The sequence below is a fragment of the Billgrantia gudaonensis genome, assembly GCF_900100195.1.
In the GTDB taxonomy this organism is placed as follows: domain Bacteria; phylum Pseudomonadota; class Gammaproteobacteria; order Pseudomonadales; family Halomonadaceae; genus Halomonas; species Halomonas gudaonensis.
The window spans coordinates 115591-130598 of record NZ_FNES01000006.1 but is presented as its reverse complement, the minus strand read 5'-3'; the positions used below and the strand labels follow the sequence as shown (position 1 = coordinate 130598).

The following is a 15008-nucleotide window of genomic DNA, read 5'->3' as shown; positions in this document are numbered from 1 at the left end:
TTGCCCACTGCATCGGCTCGCCCAGCGAACGGCGCAGCATGCCGACGACCCACGACAGGACCCGAGATGACCGATTCCCCTTCCCGCCCCTCGCTCAGCTACAAGGATGCCGGTGTCGATATCGACGCCGGCAATGCCCTGGTCGACCGCATCAAGGGCGTGGCCAAGCGCACCACCCGCCCCGAGGTGATGGGCGGCCTGGGTGGCTTCGGCGCGCTGTGCCAACTGCCCTCCGGCTATCGCGAACCGGTGCTGGTCTCCGGTACCGACGGCGTGGGCACCAAACTGCGCCTGGCGATGGACCTTGGCCGCCACGACACCATCGGCATCGACCTGGTCGCCATGTGCGTCAACGACCTGGTGGTGGCCGGCGCCGAGCCGCTGTTCTTCCTCGACTACTATGCCACGGGCAAGCTCGATGTGGACATCGCCGCCGACGTGGTCACCGGCATCGGCGAGGGCTGCGCGCAGGCCGGCTGCGCTCTGGTGGGCGGCGAAACCGCCGAGATGCCCGGCATGTACCAGGGCAGCGACTACGACCTGGCCGGCTTCTGCGTCGGCGTGGTCGAGAAGTCCGAAATCCTTGACGGCAGTCGGGTAGCCGAGGGCGACGTGCTGCTGGGCATCGCCTCTTCCGGACCGCACTCCAACGGCTACTCGCTGATTCGCAAGATCCTCGAAGTGAGCGGCGCCAACCTCGACACCGCCATCGACGGCCGGCCACTGGCCGACGCCCTGCTGGCCCCTACCCGAGTCTACGTCAAGCCGCTGCTGTCGCTGATCCGTGAAAGCGGCGTGACCGTCAACGCACTCTCCCACATCACCGGCGGCGGGCTCGTCGAGAACCTGCCGCGGGTGCTGCCGGAAGGCCTTGCCGCGCGCATCGACGCCGCAAGCTGGGAACGCCCCGCCGTCTTCGACTGGCTCAAGCGTGAAGGCAACGTCGACGAGCACGAACTTCACCGCGTGCTCAACTGCGGCATCGGCATGGTCGTGGTGGTACCGGCCGACCAGGCCGATCAAGCCCGTGCTCACCTGCAGGCGCAGGGAGAGACAGTCCAGCGCATCGGTGAGATCGTCACTCGCGGCGACGGGGAAGCAGTCCGGCTGGAGAACCTCACGGCATGAGCGACACCGACTACGCCAGCGACACCCTCAACGATATGGCACCCCAGCCCGCCGAAACGCGCCGGGTCGTGGTGCTGATCTCCGGCAACGGCAGCAACCTGCAGGCGCTGATCGACGAACAGGCCCACGACCGCCTGGGCGGTGACATCGTCGCCGTGATTTCCAACGAGCCAGACGCCTACGGCCTGCACCGCGCCCACGAAGCCGGCATCGAAGCAGTGGTGCTTCCGCACCGTGAGTACGACAGCCGCGATGCCTACGATGGCGCTCTGATCAAGGTGATCGAACGTCACGAGCCCGACCTGATCGTGCTGGCCGGCTTCATGCGCATCCTCACGCCACGCTTCGTGCAGCGCTTTCTGGGGCGCATGCTCAACGTCCACCCGTCGCTGCTGCCCGCCTACCAGGGGCTGAACACCCATGCCCGGGCACTGGCCGACGGCGTTGCCGAGCACGGCTGCAGCGTGCACTTCGTCACCGAAGAGCTGGATGGCGGCCCCGTGGTGCTCCAGGCCGTGGTCGAGGTGAGCGAAGACGAAACCGAGGAGAGTCTCAAGGCCAAGGTGCATGCCCGCGAGCACCTGATCTACCCCATCGCCGTGAAGTGGTGCCTGGAAGGTCGACTGAAGTTCGCCAACGGTGGCGCCACCTTCGATGGCGTCGCACTGCCGCCTCACGGGCTGCGCATGTCCCACGCCGATGCGGCGGAGGAGCTGGACGAGGATCCAGAGAGGTAAGCTGGAAGGCAGTCTAAAGCAACCCGCCCCATGGCAAGCGCCAGGGGCGGTTTTCCTTCCAGCTTCAGGCTTACGTCCGCGAAGCAGACTATCTTCCCGCTTCTGAGCCGGCTTCGCCGGGTCAGGTCCTCGGGAGGGTCACGCCTCTCTGCCCCATGTACTTGCCGCCGCGATCCTTGTAGGAGGTCTCGCAAACCTCGTCGGATTCCAGGAACAGCATCTGCGCCACCCCCTCGTTGGCGTAGATCTTGGCCGGCAGATTGGTGGTGTTGGAGAACTCCAGAGTCACGTGCCCTTCCCACTCCGGCTCCAGCGGGGTGACGTTGACGATGATGCCGCAGCGTGCGTAGGTCGACTTGCCCAGACAGATGGTCAGCACGCTGCGCGGGATGCGGAAGTATTCCACGGTGCGTGCCAGGGCGAAGGAGTTGGGTGGAATGACGCAGACGTCGCCCTTGATGTCGACGAAGCTCTTCTCGTCGAAACCCTTGGGGTCGACCACCGCCGAGTGGATGTTGGTGAACACTTTGAACTCGTCGGCACAGCGCACATCGTAGCCGTAGCTGGACGTCCCGTAGGAGATCACCCGCTGATCGTTCACATAGCGAACCTGATCGGCTTCGAAGGGCTCGATCATGCCTTCCCGCTCGGCCATGCGGCGGATCCAACGGTCGGATTTGATACTCATGGGTCGTCCTGCTCGTGGAAAGAAGTCGGGGCCGCCATGATAGCGGCCCCACTGGCGAGCGTCACGGGGTGACGCCACGCTTCACTCGCTGAACGAGATGGACGGCCCCTCGGGCGACTGATCCGCCAGCTGTTCGGCTACCTGTCGGGCCATGTCGCGGAAGGTGGCGGTGACCTCGCTTTCGGGTTCGGCCACCACGGTGGGCCGGCCGCCATCGGCCTGCTCGCGGATGCCCAGTGCCAGCGGCAGCCGTCCCAGTACCCGCGTGTCGTATTCGCCGGCGATGCGCTCGCCGCCACCCTCGCCGAAGATCGGCTCGCTGTGGCCGCATTTCGAGCAGACGTGCAGGCTCATGTTCTCCACCACGCCGAGCACCGGCACGTTGACCTTGCGAAACATCTCGATGCCCTTGCGGGCATCCAGCAGGGCGATGTCCTGGGGCGTGGTCACGATGACCGCCCCGTCCACCGGCACCTTCTGTGCCAGGGTGAGCTGGATGTCGCCGGTTCCCGGCGGCATGTCGATGAACAGCACGTCCAGGTCGTCCCAGACGGTCTGGGTGAGCAGTTGCTGGAAGGCACCGGCTACCATGGGGCCGCGCCACACCATGGGTTCGCGTATGTCGACCATGAAGGCCATGGACATGGCCTGAATCCCGTGAGCTTCGAGCGGGCGCATGCGGTTCTCGCCAGCGGCCTGGGGACGCACGCCTTCGCCGACGCCCAGCATCTGCGCCTGGCTGGGGCCGTGAATGTCGGCATCCAGAATGCCCACCCGGTAGCCCTCGGCAGCCGCGGCCAGCGCCAGGTTGACGGTGACGGTCGACTTGCCGACACCGCCCTTCCCGGATGCCACGGCGACGATATGCTTGACCCCTTCGATCACGATTGACTCCTCGTGCTGATGGCGAAGCGGCGACCGCCGCAACGGTGAGTTCCGTTAGCAGTATAACGTGCAGTGGCCCGAAACGACGAACGGCGAGCCAGGCTCGCCGTTCGTTACTTCCCAGTGGCCTATTTGGTTTGCTAAGCCAGCTGCTGTTGCTCGGCCGCTTACTCCTGGAGTGCTTGGGACTGGGCATCCATGGCGGAGGCACCCTCGTCTGACTCTTCATCATCAGCGCTGTCGTCAGATTCCGCCATCGCTTCAGATTCAGAGGCTGGCGCCTCATTAGAAGCCGTCCGCTGCTGGAGCTGTTCCAGTTCGTCACGCCAGTTGGCCAGCTGCGACTCCAGGCGCTCGAGCTGCGCCTCCCGCTGCGCCGTCTGCTCATCGAGATCGGCCAGTTCCTCGCGACCGATCTCCATGGCAGCCAGGGTATCGTCGAGATCGATGCGCGCCTGCTCCACCTCGGCCTGGAGGGCGTCGCGATCCTCGCGAATGGTGCCCACCTCTTCGGCCACTTCGTCACGCCAGGTCTCCAGCGCAGCGATGTCGTCGTCGAGCGCCTCGCGCATGCTTTCGCGCTCGGCAATCTCGGCATCCAGGCTTTCCAGCCGCTCCAGGGCGGCGGTGATCTCGTCCTCGATGGCAGCCAGCTCATTGTCCGCCAGATCCCGCGCGACCTCCGCTTCCTGGCGGGCCGTCACGACGCTCTCTCGCTCTTCGATGGCATCATCGCGAGCCGCCTCGGCCTCTTCGCGTTCTGTCACGGCGGCTTCTCGCTCGGAGACGGCCTCGTCGAGAGCCTCCTCGGCCGACTGCTGCTCGTCGCGCAGAGCCGCCAGACGCTCTTCCACCTCGGCGAGCTCGTCCTGGCGAGCCTCGATATCGGACTGTAGCGACTCCTGCTGCTCGCGTAGATCGGCCAGCTCCGCCTCGGCATCCTCGATCTCGGCCTCGAGCGCCTCGAGCTGGTCCTCGGCGGCTGCCTGCTGCTCGGCCATTTCCGACTGCATGGCCTCGCGCTCTTCCTCGAGTTCGGCGATCTCAGACTTCAGAGCGGCCAACTCCTCACCCGCTTCTTCCTGGTCGGCAAGCTGCGACTCGCGGCTCTCGAGTTGGCTGCTGAGTTCCTGGTTCTCGGCTTCCATGCTCGAGAGCTGTGATTCGAGTGCCTCGCTGTGCTCGCGATAGGAACTACCGCTGGTGTGGGCAAAGATGGCCCAGACGATGGCAATCACTGCCACGGCAGCCAGGGCCTTGACGCGATTGTCCTTGAACAAGGCGCTGTTGGGGTTATCCGACATGGGCTGCACCCTCCAGTTGATCGATGACGCTTACCGCCATACGGGCGGCAAACACGTGCCGTCGATATTTCAGCATACACACACTGATACGTTTCCACAGTCTTGCACGACCGGGAGATGACTCGCATCAGGGTTTCAACGCTCAATGAGTCATGCGCCAACGGGACAGCCAGGGAAGCCCTCTCACCTCCACGCCCAGCTCTTCCAGCCAGCCGGACACGACCAGGTTGGACTGATGCACCAGCCAGTAGTCACGCGGATCGCGGACGAAGACGAGGTTGAACTCGGGGCTCTCGACGCCAGGTCCCGCAGCGGCAAAGCGCGCATCCAGCCGTCGGCTCAATGCCCTGGCGCGCGAGCGTTCGACCACCAGCGGATGGCTCGCCGCCACCCCTTCGGGGGACAGGCGCGAGAGCTGGGCGGGAAGCTCCAGTCCCTCGTCGATACGCCGCCCCAATGCCCCGGCGGTCGGCCACAGCATCGCCGCCGCCCCTGACAGCAGGTGCCGCCGCCCTTCCACGTACCATTGCCAATCGCCGTAGCTGTAGCGCACCACGCCCCCCTCGTGATGAGGCATCACCAGGCTGGCATGACGGCCATGGTCGAGCAGGTAGACGTCCACCGGATCGGCCACCTCGGCGGGCGGCACCAGCCGACCGGTGCAACCAGCCAGCAGCGCCAGCAACGCCGTCCAGATCACGCAACGGCAATGGACTCTCCACCTTGATCGGAACGGCAACATGCGCGGCCCTGTCATCGTCGATGCGAAGCAGTATGGTCGATGAGCGGCCCCTGCCGGCTCGGCTCACTCCGCCTTGTGCGCCAGCGCCATGAGATACAGCGCTAGCGCGAGGGCGAGTACCGAGAGCGCCAGGTAGATCGCATCCAGTGGCGTAGCGAACTGGATGCCCACCACCGCACGGAAGAACTCGATGATCACCGCCAGGATCACCACCCGGGCGATCTTGTCCTTGAGTTGGTCCAACGACTGGACATTGAAGGGGTGCGAGGGGTCGCGTCCCTCGGCAGGCTCGATCCGCGACACGAAGAGCTTGTAGACCCCGAGCCCGAAAATCATCAATACCAGTGCGATGAGGTAGATGTCGACGGCGACGATGATATCGGTGACCACGCTCTTGTGAATGTCCGAACCGCCCGTTACGTAGTGACGCCAAGTGTCCATCACCACCGAGAAGATATCCAGACTGGCGATCACGAAGAGCGTCAAGGCACCCAGCAGTGCGGGAATCACCGCCAGCAACACCAGCAAGCGCGACTGCCAGAGAAACTGCTCGAAACGCCGCTCGAGAGGGCTTTGCGGAGTGTCGGGACGGGGATTTTCAGGGGGCAGTGCCTCGCTCATGCCAGGCTCCTCGTGGCGAATGGATGGCAACGATCGACGGCAAGGCCGGATTCGTTTGACCGTCGATGTCTAACTGCACGTATCATGCCGGAAAGAGCCCCGACAGGGATAGCGCATGGCCTCTCCTCCATCGACCCGTTCCCGCCACCTGGCCTTCGTCCTGCTGCCGAGGGTAGCCAGCTTCCTGTGGCGCGTGCTGGCGGCGTTCCTGCGCAACCGCGGCATCCTGCTGGCCGGCGGGGTCGGCTACAACATACTGCTTTCCATCGTGCCGCTATTCGCCCTGCTGGCAGTACTGCTCACGCAGGTCGTCGACGAGCGGGCTCTGTTCGACGTGCTCTCCGTACAGGCACGCCACCTGGCACCGGCGCACGCCGAGGTTCTGCTGGATGCCGTACGCACACTGCTGGATTCACCGGAGGTCATCGGACTGTTCGGCACCCTGGTACTGCTGATTTTCAGTTCCTTCGCCTTTCGCATGCTGGAGGACGCCCTGGCGCTCATCTTCCATGCAACCGACGTCCACAGCGGGCGTAGCGTCTGGGTCTCGGTATTGCTGCCTTATCTGTTCATGCTGCTGCTCGGTGCCGGCCTGCTGGCCCTGACGCTACTGGTCACCCTGGCGGGCGCCGTGAACAGTCTGTGGCTCGCCCTGTTCGACCGCGAACTCCCCCTGGCCGGGCTCTCGGAGACAGCGCTCAACCTGTTCAGCTTCGGCGGGGTGTTCGCGCTGTTCAGCGCCATCTACAAGGTGTTGCCCGTGGTGCGCATCGCCCTTCGCCGAGCCATCGTGGGAGGATTCGTGGCAGCGCTGCTATGGGAAGGCGTGCGACTGCTGCTGGTCTACTATTTCGCCAACCTCTCCTTCGTCAACGCCGTCTACGGCTCGCTGGCCACCCTGATCGTGGTGCTGCTGAGTCTGGAGGTCGGCGCCATCATCCTGTTGCTCGGCGCCCAGGTGATCGCCGAACTGGAGCGTAACGCCCGACTCGGCCTGCCCTGGTACGTCGACCCTCGGCACCAGGCCGTGACCCGCGTCGACTGAGCGCATCAGAAGGTCGACAATCCGCTCGACTCCATGATCCGGTAGCGTAGGTGCTGCCAGCGGCTGACGTCGTCATGCGCAGCGATGGGCTCGCTGGTCGTATGCTCCGGCGTGCTGGCCCAGCGCGACTCGAAGAAGGCCGCCGCCTCGGCCAGCGCCGGCGTATCCACCGCACCCACCAGGCGCACGCTGGTCTCCAGGTTCAGGTCGTCCAGATTGCGCCGGGTGAAGTTCGCCGAGCCCAGGATCATCTCCGCCTCGGCATCGTCATCGGCGGGCCAGCGCAGCAGCAGCTTGGAGTGGCACTGTTCGCCGCGACTGACGCACCAGCGTACGGGAATGCCGGCCTCGTGAAGCTCATGGGCCACCGGACGATTGGGAATGCCGCCCTTCACCAGCCCGAAGGCATCCTGGTTGGGGTCGAGCAGCACGCGCACCGCCACGCCCCTGCCCTGCGCTCGCTCGAGTGCCCGGATCACCCCGCGATGGGCCAGATAGAACACCGCCACGTCGAGCCGGTCGCCTGTATCGGCGGCCTGGATGGCCGCGATCGTGGCGTCGCGGATTGCCCCCTCGGTGAGCAGTTGAATACGCGCTTCGGCCGCTTCGCCGCCTTCGGCCACGGGGGGCGAAAACTCGGACAGATCAACTCCCGACCAGGCCGCCACCGCCCGCTCGGAAGCCAGCAAGTCGTGGGCCGCTGGCCCCGAAAACCTCAGCCCCACGTTACCGTGCAAGCTGCTGGCATCGTGCGGATTGGCTGAAGTGACCAGCCCGACCCAGTCATCGCCCCGATCCACCACCAGCGTCTTGCGATGATTGGCGTTGAAATTGAGCATGGCGAGATAGCTCCGCAGCGTCACCCGGCCGGGCCCCAGGAGGTTGGGCAGCCAGCCCGCATCGGCGCGATTGCCCAGCCAGCGCGGCCCCAGATGCCACAGCCCCGACCACAGCGGGTTGGAGGCCCGAAGCCGGTTCAGGTCCGTTTCCACCACCCGCACGCCAGCCTCGCGCAGCCGCTCGAAATGGGGTAGCTCGAGCCCCCCGTAGAGGGTGTTCAGCGGGTCGCTGATCACCACGACCTCAAGGTCGGGATGGCGCCGCCGCGCCGCTACCAAGGCCCCGGTCAGTTCCCGGGAGAGCGGACGGAACTCGGCGCCGTCGGCGCTGCCGGCAAAGTCGTTGAACAGGAACATGTCGACCAGCACCAGGCGCCGGGCCTGACCGATCAGCGCGAGGATCTCGTCGAAGATGGTCTGATCGATGTGGCGCTCGCCCTCGGCGTCGTACCAGGTCACGTCGGCCAGGAAACGCACCCGCTCGGCGGCACGCTCCGGCCAGGCACGGCCAACGCTTTCCGGCAGCGGCTTGAAACGCTGCCAGACCCCCATGGCAAACCAGGCCGCCAGTACCGCCGCCACGATCCATAGCCACATTCCTTGCCTCCTCGCCTTGGCCAACCGCCCTACTCCCTGCGCGCGCATCCTACCTCCCATCGCCAGCATACTCCGAAGGCAGGCTCGAACGCAGTGCGCCCGGTCGGAGCCGGGCGCACTGCTTCGGAACTGACCGTCCTGCATTCAGCCAAAGGCGAATAACGCCCCCATGGCGGCGATCGCAGCACCCAGGCCGCGCAACACGCGATGCTCGCGGGCCATCAGCCAGTCGCCGGCGAGACGGCCGGTCAGGGTAATGGCCAGGGTCGCCAAGCTGAACCCCACCAAATAGGCCAACGCACTGACGCCATGCGGCATTTCACCGCCATGGGCATGGCCATGGAAGATCATGAACAGCATCACGGCGGCACCCCCCAGCACCGCCGGCACCCGCGCCAAGGCAGCGACCAGCACGCCGGCCAGCAGCACGCTCATGGCGATGCCGAACTCCACGCCGGGCAGCTGCAGGCCTGCCCAGGAGAAGGTGGCTCCCAGCAGCATGCCACCGATGGCGAGTACGGGTGCCATCAGCCTCAGAGACCTTGCCTGGCGCAGGCTCCAAAGTCCCACGGCGAACATGGCCAGTAGGTGATCGAGTCCCAGCAACGGATGGGTCAGCCCCGCGGCGAAACCGCCGCCGTGGGCGGCATCGTGACCGGGATGGGCAACGCTCAGGCCGGCGACCAGCAGCAGGGCTGGAGCCGCCGCAAGGGCAGCACGAGTCGTGGCGGAATAACGCAGTCTCATGGTGGTGAACTCCTTGTCGAATGCCAAAAGGGTCAGACTCCGGCACCGGCCGTGCCGGTACTCTGAGGCCGGCGCTCCGGCAGCATGCCGCGGTCGAGGATGAACTGGATGACGGTCTCCAGCCCGACGCCGTCATAGAGGTTGGTGAAGACGAAAGGGCGTTCGCCGCGCATCGTCTTCGCGTCGCGTTCCATCACCTCGAGCGAGGCGTGCACCTGCTCGGCGATGTCGATCTTGTTGATGAGCAAGAGATCGGACTTGGTGATGCCCGGCCCACCCTTGCGCGGAATCTTGTCGCCGGCGGAAACGTCGATCACGTACAGGGTGAGATCGGAGAGTTCGGGACTGAAGGTGGCCGAGAGGTTGTCGCCGCCGGACTCGACGAGTACCAGTTCGAGGCCCGGGTGACGCTCCTGGAGCTCGTCGATGGCTGCCAGGTTCATGGAGGCGTCCTCGCGGATCGCCGTGTGCGGGCAGCCACCGGTCTCCACACCGAGGATGCGATCCGCAGGCAACGCCTCGTGGCGCAGCAGGAAATCGGCGTCCTCGCGGGTATAGATATCGTTGGTGACCACGGCAATGTCGTAGTGGTCGCGCAGGGCCAGGCAGAGTTGCTTGAGCAGCGCCGTCTTGCCGGAGCCCACTGGGCCACCGACGCCGACGCGTAGGCAATGTGTCATGTCGATCTCCTAACTTCTGAATAGCCGCGAATACTGGGTCTCGTGCAAGGCGCTGGCCAGGGCCAGGCCGGGCAGCGCCGGTCCGAGCTCGTGATCGCCCAGGGCCAGGGCCTCGTCCACCGCAACCACCACAGTCGGCCGTAGCCGTTCGACGAGCCGCTGGGCGGCGGTATGGCCCAATGGCAGCGCCTTGCAGGCCACCGCCAACTGGTTCTCCAGCCAGGTCCAGGCAAAGCCGAGCAGCGCCTGGCGAACCGGAATGCCGCGGCGATGAGCGGCCCAGGCGAAAGCCGTCACGTAACCGGCCCTGTCGGGCATCGCCGGCACCCCCTCCGCAAGGTCCTCGGGCAACAGCGCCAGACTGCCCAGCAAACGCACGAGCGATGCGCCGAGCCGGGCATCCTCGGCGGCGAGTTCGGCGGTCTCGCGGTTGGCGGCAAGCCAGGCGTCCCACTCGGCCACGGCCAGACCGTCGCCGCTCGCCCAGGCCGCCTGCAGCCGCGCCAGCGCCGGCAGCTCGCAGCGGGTCAAGCCGTCGTCCAGCACACCCTCGAGCCACTCGCCGAGGCTGGCTTCGTCTCTGACCCAACCCAGCTCGAAGGCACTCTCCAGACCCTGGGAGAAGGCGAAAGCGCCGATGGGCAACGCCGGGCTGACCAGTTGCAGCAGCCCCAGCAGTGCCAGGTCGTTGCCTTGCGCCATCCCCGATGGGAATCCCTCAGTGGGCATGGTGATGGCCGTGGTGGTGGTCATGATCGTGCTCGTGGCCATGGGCGTGTGAATGCGAATGGCCGAGCTGGTTATAAGCGCCCGGCTCGGGATCGAAGGGAGCCTCGTGTCGTTCCAGGCTCGCTCCTAGCAACTCGGCCAGCGCTTCCAGCACGTGGTCCGGTGGAAAGCGCACGTAGCCACCCCGCTCGTCCTCGCCCAACGCCAGTTGCACGTGGCGATTGCCCAGGTGGTAAGCGAGCCGCGCCAGCGGCAGGCCGGCTGAGATCCGGGCGGTCACTACCGGCTCGATGGCGGCCCGGATCCGCACGATCTCGCCACTCACGGCGCGCAAGCCCTCGCCGTCGCGCAGCACCGGTCCGCGGTCGAGGAACAGGCCCAGCTCGCGACCGGTATCGCTCAGCGCCTTGAGTCGGCCGCGAATGCGCAGTTCATAGGGCAGCGTCAGGGTATCGGCCTCCTGGCTCGCTTCGATGGGCCCCAGACGTTCGATCAGTTTCAGCATGGTTCAACCTCAGTCGCGGGCTGCGAGCCGCGAGCTTCGGGCTCGTAGCCCGTAGCCCGTAGCTCAGAACAAGTGGTAGCGCTGCGCCAATGGCAGCTCAGTGGCCGGCTCACAGGTCAGCAGCTCACCGTCGCAGCGCACTTCGTAGGTTTGTGGATCGACGCTGAGATCGGGGCAGGCATCGTTGAGCTTCATGTCGCTCTTGCGCACGCCGCGCACGTTCTTGCACGCCGAAAGCTCGCTGGCGAGCCCCAGCTTTTCCTTGACTCCGCCATCCAGCGCCGCCTGGCTGACGAAGGTCAGCCGCGTCCGGCTCGCCGCACGCCCGAAGGCGCCGAACATGGGTCGGTAGTGCACCGGCTGGGGCGTGGGAATCGAGGCGTTGGGGTCGCCCATGGGCGCGGCAGCGATCATGCCTCCCTTGATGATCATGGCCGGCTTGGTACCGAAGAAGGCAGGCTTCCATAGCACCAGGTCAGCGAGCTTGCCTACCTCCACCGAGCCCACCTCATGGGCGATGCCATGCGTGATGGCCTGATTGATGGTGTACTTGGCGATGTAGCGCCTGGCGCGGAAATTGTCGGCGCCCAGGGCCTCGTCCTCGGGCAGCAGGCCGCGTTGCACCTTCATCTTGTGGGCGGTCTGCCAGGTCCGGCACACCACCTCCCCCACGCGGCCCATGGCCTGGGAGTCGGAGGCGATCATCGAGATCACGCCCAGGTCGTGGAGAATGTCCTCGGCAGCGATGGTCTCGCGGCGGATGCGCGAGTCGGCGAAGGCCACGTCCTCGGGAATCTTGGGATCCAGGTGGTGGCACACCATCAGCATGTCGAGATGCTCATCGATGGTGTTGACCGTATAGGGCCGCGTCGGGTTGGTGGACGACGGCAGCACGTACGGCTTGGCACAGGCGGTGATGATGTCCGGCGCATGGCCGCCTCCGGCGCCCTCGGTATGGTAAGTGTGAATGCAGCGCTCCTTGAAAGCGGCGAGCGTATCCTCCACGAAGCCCGACTCGTTCAGCGTATCGGTATGAATGGCAATCTGGACATCGTATCGCTCGGCCACGGCGAGGCAGTTATCGATGGCCGCCGGTGTCGTGCCCCAGTCCTCGTGCAACTTGAGCCCCATGGCCCCGGCCTCGAGCTGCGCTTCCAGAGGTTCGGGCAGGCTCGCGTTGCCCTTGCCGAGAAAGCCGATGTTCATCGGCAGGTCATCGACGGCCTGCAGCATCTTGCCAATGTGCCACTCGCCGGGCGTGCAGGTCGTGGCATTGGTGCCGGTGGCCGGCCCGGTGCCACCACCCAGCATGGTGGTGATCCCGCTCATCAGTGCCTCTTCCACCAGCTGCGGGCAGACGAAGTGGATGTGCGCGTCCAGGCCCCCGGCGGTGAGGATCTTGCCTTCCCCGGCGATCACCTCGGTGCCGGGGCCGATGACGATCTCCACGCCCGGCTGGGTATCCGGGTTGCCGGCTTTGCCGATGGCTTCGATCCGCCCGCCACGGATGCCCACGTCGGCCTTGACGACGCCCCACCAGTCGAGGATCAGCGCGTTGGTGATCACGGTATCCATCACGCTGTCGTCATGGCGCTGGCTCTGTCCCATCCCGTCGCGAATCACCTTGCCGCCGCCGAACTTCACCTCGTCGCCGTAGTGAGTGGCATCGCGTTCGACCTCGATCCACAACTCGGTGTCGCCAAGGCGCACCCGGTCGCCCACGGTAGGACCGTACATGTCGGCATAGGCCTGACAAGAGATCTTCATGACAGACCTCCCTGGGCGTCGAGCGCCCCCATCACCTCGCCGCGAAAGCCGTAGACGTGGCGTCGCCCGACGTAGGGAATCAGCGTCACCTGACGAGTCTGGCCGGGCTCGAAGCGAATCGCCGTACCGGCAGCCACGTCGAGGCGGTAACCGCGCGCCGCGTCGCGGTCGAATCGCAGCGCCGGATTGGTCTCGGCAAAGTGGTAGTGGGAGCCCACCTGGATGGGTCGGTCGCCGGTGTTGGCGACCTCGACGGCGATCCGCTCGCGCCCTTCGCAGAGTTCGATCTCGCCATCCTTCAATTGATATTCACCGGGAATCATCGAGCGCTTCCCCCTTCGCTTGTGGCTGCTTGAGAACGGCTAAAACTGAGCGAACGCAGGCCACAGGTAAGGTGGCGAGCGGCAAAAAAGCGGCGTTTACTTTCGTCAATGAGCATTTTTTGTCGCGATGCCAACACCACATGGCCGAGTGCTGCCAGTTTTAGACGATCGGTTCGTGGACGGTGACCAGCTTCGTGCCGTCCGGAAACGTGGCCTCGATCTGAACTTCATCGACCATCTCGGCCACTCCCTCCATGACGTCATCGCGGGTCAGGATCTCGCGCCCGTGGCTCATCAGCTCGGCCACGCTCTGGCCGTCGCGGGCGCCTTCCAGAATCTCGAAGCTGATCAGTGCCACCGCCTCCGGATAGTTGAGCTTGAGGCCACGCGCCAAGCGACGCTCGGCCAGCTGGGCCGCCGAAAACAGCAGCAGCTTGTCCTTGTCTCTAGGGGTCAGTTCCACAGCGGTCTCCTCAAGATGTAAGAACGGCACTTCGGGCTTCCGGCTTCGGCATGATGCTCGAAGCCCGCGGCTCGTCGCCCGTAGCCGGCACGAGTGCCGTCATGTCCTCCAGATCCGTGGCACACAGGCCTCGCGACCGATCAGCCGCGGTCGCAGCACCTGCCAAGCGCGCTCGCAGAGGTCCCAAGCCTCGTTACGCTCCAGACCCAGATAGCGCAACAGCATCACGCCGTGGCGTATCGTGACCGCCCAGCACGGGCTGGCGGGCAGTGCTTCGCGCAGGGCCTCGATGGCTTCGGTCTCATCGATGAGTCCCACCGCCCAGAGGGTGGCCTGGACGCTGGCCCCACCCTGGCCCCAGCGCCCGAGGAAACGCGGGTGGGTCGGGTCCAGGGGCTGACGCTCCAGCCACAGCGGCGCCCCGTCGCGCATCAAGCGAAAGCGCTGCTCGATGCGCCCGGACGCGTAAGGCAACTGGCTGGCCGGCCGCCCCAGCGCCATCATCTCCCAGCCCAGACAACGGGCGTCACCTTCGAGAGCGATGGTGGTGACCTGCTCGCCGCGGGAGCCGTCGAAGGCGATCGTCTCCTGCGGCAGCCACTCCAGCTGCCCCCCATCGGCGACGCTGAGTCGCGTGTGCTGTGACCAGGCCACGCCATGGCTGTCGGCCCGATAGAGCTTGCTGGCGGCCGGCGTGGTCAACAACGCCTGCGCCCCCGCCTCGACTCGCGCCGAGATGGCCAGGGCATCGCCGCTGACCAGTCCACCGGGCGGATGCAGCAGGTAGACATGACAAGTGCCCACGCGGCCCTCGGGATGAAAGGGGCGCTGTACCCGCAGCGGGCCTCGGTGACGAGTGGCGACCATCCGCGTGACGCCCTGGCGGGCGGCAAAACCGAGTTCGAGGGAGGCCGCCCAGCGTCGACCGACATCGAAGCGGTGACCCGAATCGAAACCGGAGGGGATGGCGCGCGGAATGGCCGTCATTGACAAGCAACCTGTGCGTTCGAGGGTGTTACCCTCCCTCAGCAAGCCGTGTACCAATCTGGTGAAAATGCGACAAACAGTCGATTTATCAGCGACATACTTTGTACACAAAGTGCTGTGCGACATCCCGCTTGCACCATCGGCGCCGCTTAAGGGCAGGCATCGGCACCATTGGGGTGCGCTACAGCAGCGTGCGCACCGCCATGGAACGAGGCAGACAC

At 65.8% G+C, this 15008-nt stretch carries 17 protein-coding genes; 3 read left to right on the top strand and 14 right to left on the bottom strand.

Annotation, left to right across the window (positions count from 1 at the left end; translation table 11 throughout):
- Window positions 1-66 precede the first annotated feature (66 nt).
- On the top strand, window positions 67-1128 hold the full coding sequence (purM, locus tag BLP96_RS09200) for a phosphoribosylformylglycinamidine cyclo-ligase (protein WP_089685375.1): 1062 nt from the start codon (window positions 67-69) through the stop codon (window positions 1126-1128).
- Window positions 1125-1865 carry a phosphoribosylglycinamide formyltransferase gene (purN, locus tag BLP96_RS09195; protein WP_089685373.1) on the top strand — a complete coding sequence of 247 codons (741 nt, stop codon included), beginning with the start codon at window positions 1125-1127 and terminating at the stop codon, window positions 1863-1865. The genes purM and purN overlap by 4 nt, the downstream gene beginning before the upstream one ends.
- Window positions 1866-1986: 121 nt before the next feature.
- Here the strand turns inward: purN and dcd are convergent, their stop codons facing one another.
- The 5 genes from dcd to BLP96_RS09170 form a co-directional block, all read right to left on the bottom strand.
- A complete protein-coding gene (gene dcd / locus BLP96_RS09190; RefSeq protein ID WP_089685370.1) occupies window positions 1987-2553 on the bottom strand; it encodes a dCTP deaminase in 567 nt (188 codons plus the stop codon).
- Window positions 2554-2634: 81 nt separating this feature from the next.
- Window positions 2635-3438, bottom strand: coding sequence for an iron-sulfur cluster carrier protein ApbC (apbC, locus tag BLP96_RS09185; protein WP_089685368.1), 804 nt, complete (start codon window positions 3436-3438; stop codon window positions 2635-2637).
- 167 nt (window positions 3439-3605) lie between these two features.
- Window positions 3606-4742 carry a coiled-coil domain-containing protein gene (locus BLP96_RS09180; RefSeq protein WP_089685366.1) on the bottom strand — a complete coding sequence of 379 codons (1137 nt, stop codon included), beginning with the start codon at window positions 4740-4742 and terminating at the stop codon, window positions 3606-3608.
- A gap of 142 nt (window positions 4743-4884) precedes the next feature.
- Window positions 4885-5442, bottom strand: coding sequence for a hypothetical protein (locus BLP96_RS09175; protein WP_143005092.1), 558 nt, complete (start codon window positions 5440-5442; stop codon window positions 4885-4887).
- A 105-nt stretch (window positions 5443-5547) separates the two neighbouring features.
- The gene (locus BLP96_RS09170) at window positions 5548-6105 is read right to left on the bottom strand and encodes a YqhA family protein (RefSeq protein WP_089685362.1); all 558 of its coding nucleotides are present in this window, start codon (window positions 6103-6105) and stop codon (window positions 5548-5550) included.
- A 115-nt stretch (window positions 6106-6220) separates the two neighbouring features.
- Between BLP96_RS09170 and BLP96_RS09165 the strand changes: the two genes are divergently transcribed.
- Entirely contained in the window at window positions 6221-7150 is a 930-nt protein-coding gene (locus BLP96_RS09165; RefSeq protein WP_089685360.1) for a YihY/virulence factor BrkB family protein, read from the top strand.
- Between the two features lie 5 nt (window positions 7151-7155).
- Here the strand turns inward: BLP96_RS09165 and BLP96_RS09160 are convergent, their stop codons facing one another.
- The 9 genes from BLP96_RS09160 to BLP96_RS09120 form a co-directional block, all read right to left on the bottom strand.
- A complete protein-coding gene (locus tag BLP96_RS09160; protein WP_089685358.1) occupies window positions 7156-8586 on the bottom strand; it encodes a phospholipase D-like domain-containing protein in 1431 nt (476 codons plus the stop codon).
- Between the two features lie 144 nt (window positions 8587-8730).
- A complete protein-coding gene (locus BLP96_RS09155) occupies window positions 8731-9333 on the bottom strand; it encodes a HupE/UreJ family protein (RefSeq protein WP_089685549.1) in 603 nt (200 codons plus the stop codon).
- Between the two features lie 32 nt (window positions 9334-9365).
- Window positions 9366-10013 carry an urease accessory protein UreG gene (gene ureG / locus BLP96_RS09150; RefSeq protein WP_089685356.1) on the bottom strand — a complete coding sequence of 216 codons (648 nt, stop codon included), beginning with the start codon at window positions 10011-10013 and terminating at the stop codon, window positions 9366-9368.
- A gap of 9 nt (window positions 10014-10022) precedes the next feature.
- Window positions 10023-10742 (bottom strand): urease accessory protein UreF, encoded by a 720-nt coding sequence (locus tag BLP96_RS09145; protein WP_089685547.1) that lies wholly within the window; start codon window positions 10740-10742, stop codon window positions 10023-10025.
- Window positions 10732-11247 carry an urease accessory protein UreE gene (ureE, locus tag BLP96_RS09140; RefSeq protein ID WP_089685354.1) on the bottom strand — a complete coding sequence of 172 codons (516 nt, stop codon included), beginning with the start codon at window positions 11245-11247 and terminating at the stop codon, window positions 10732-10734. The genes BLP96_RS09145 and ureE overlap by 11 nt, the downstream gene beginning before the upstream one ends.
- Before the next feature lie 63 nt (window positions 11248-11310).
- Window positions 11311-13014, bottom strand: coding sequence for an urease subunit alpha (gene ureC, locus BLP96_RS09135; protein WP_089685352.1), 1704 nt, complete (start codon window positions 13012-13014; stop codon window positions 11311-11313).
- Entirely contained in the window at window positions 13011-13337 is a 327-nt protein-coding gene (locus BLP96_RS09130; protein ID WP_089685350.1) for an urease subunit beta, read from the bottom strand. Before BLP96_RS09130 ends, ureC begins: the two co-directional genes overlap by 4 nt.
- 160 nt (window positions 13338-13497) lie before the next feature.
- Window positions 13498-13800, bottom strand: coding sequence for an urease subunit gamma (locus tag BLP96_RS09125; protein WP_089685348.1), 303 nt, complete (start codon window positions 13798-13800; stop codon window positions 13498-13500).
- Window positions 13801-13899: 99 nt separating this feature from the next.
- The gene (locus BLP96_RS09120) at window positions 13900-14787 is read right to left on the bottom strand and encodes an urease accessory protein UreD (protein ID WP_089685346.1); all 888 of its coding nucleotides are present in this window, start codon (window positions 14785-14787) and stop codon (window positions 13900-13902) included.
- Window positions 14788-15008: the final 221 nt, after the last annotated feature.

What these genes read in the sequence shown, in the direction of transcription:
- purM (WP_089685375.1), top strand. Translation starts at nt 67, where the DNA reads ATGACCGATTCCCCTTCCCGCCCCTCGCTCAGCTACAAGGATGCCGGT.
- purN (WP_089685373.1), top strand. Translation starts at nt 1,125, where the DNA reads ATGAGCGACACCGACTACGCCAGCGACACCCTCAACGATATGGCACCC.
- dcd (WP_089685370.1), bottom strand. Translation starts at nt 2,553, where the DNA reads ATGAGTATCAAATCCGACCGTTGGATCCGCCGCATGGCCGAGCGGGAA.
- BLP96_RS09180 (WP_089685366.1), bottom strand. Translation starts at nt 4,742, where the DNA reads ATGTCGGATAACCCCAACAGCGCCTTGTTCAAGGACAATCGCGTCAAG.
- BLP96_RS09170 (WP_089685362.1), bottom strand. Translation starts at nt 6,105, where the DNA reads ATGAGCGAGGCACTGCCCCCTGAAAATCCCCGTCCCGACACTCCGCAA.
- BLP96_RS09165 (WP_089685360.1), top strand. Translation starts at nt 6,221, where the DNA reads ATGGCCTCTCCTCCATCGACCCGTTCCCGCCACCTGGCCTTCGTCCTG.
- BLP96_RS09160 (WP_089685358.1), bottom strand. Translation starts at nt 8,586, where the DNA reads ATGTGGCTATGGATCGTGGCGGCGGTACTGGCGGCCTGGTTTGCCATG.
- BLP96_RS09155 (WP_089685549.1), bottom strand. Translation starts at nt 9,333, where the DNA reads ATGAGACTGCGTTATTCCGCCACGACTCGTGCTGCCCTTGCGGCGGCT.
- ureG (WP_089685356.1), bottom strand. Translation starts at nt 10,013, where the DNA reads ATGACACATTGCCTACGCGTCGGCGTCGGTGGCCCAGTGGGCTCCGGC.
- BLP96_RS09145 (WP_089685547.1), bottom strand. Translation starts at nt 10,742, where the DNA reads ATGCCCACTGAGGGATTCCCATCGGGGATGGCGCAAGGCAACGACCTG.
- ureE (WP_089685354.1), bottom strand. Translation starts at nt 11,247, where the DNA reads ATGCTGAAACTGATCGAACGTCTGGGGCCCATCGAAGCGAGCCAGGAG.
- ureC (WP_089685352.1), bottom strand. Translation starts at nt 13,014, where the DNA reads ATGAAGATCTCTTGTCAGGCCTATGCCGACATGTACGGTCCTACCGTG.
- BLP96_RS09130 (WP_089685350.1), bottom strand. Translation starts at nt 13,337, where the DNA reads ATGATTCCCGGTGAATATCAATTGAAGGATGGCGAGATCGAACTCTGC.
- BLP96_RS09120 (WP_089685346.1), bottom strand. Translation starts at nt 14,787, where the DNA reads ATGACGGCCATTCCGCGCGCCATCCCCTCCGGTTTCGATTCGGGTCAC.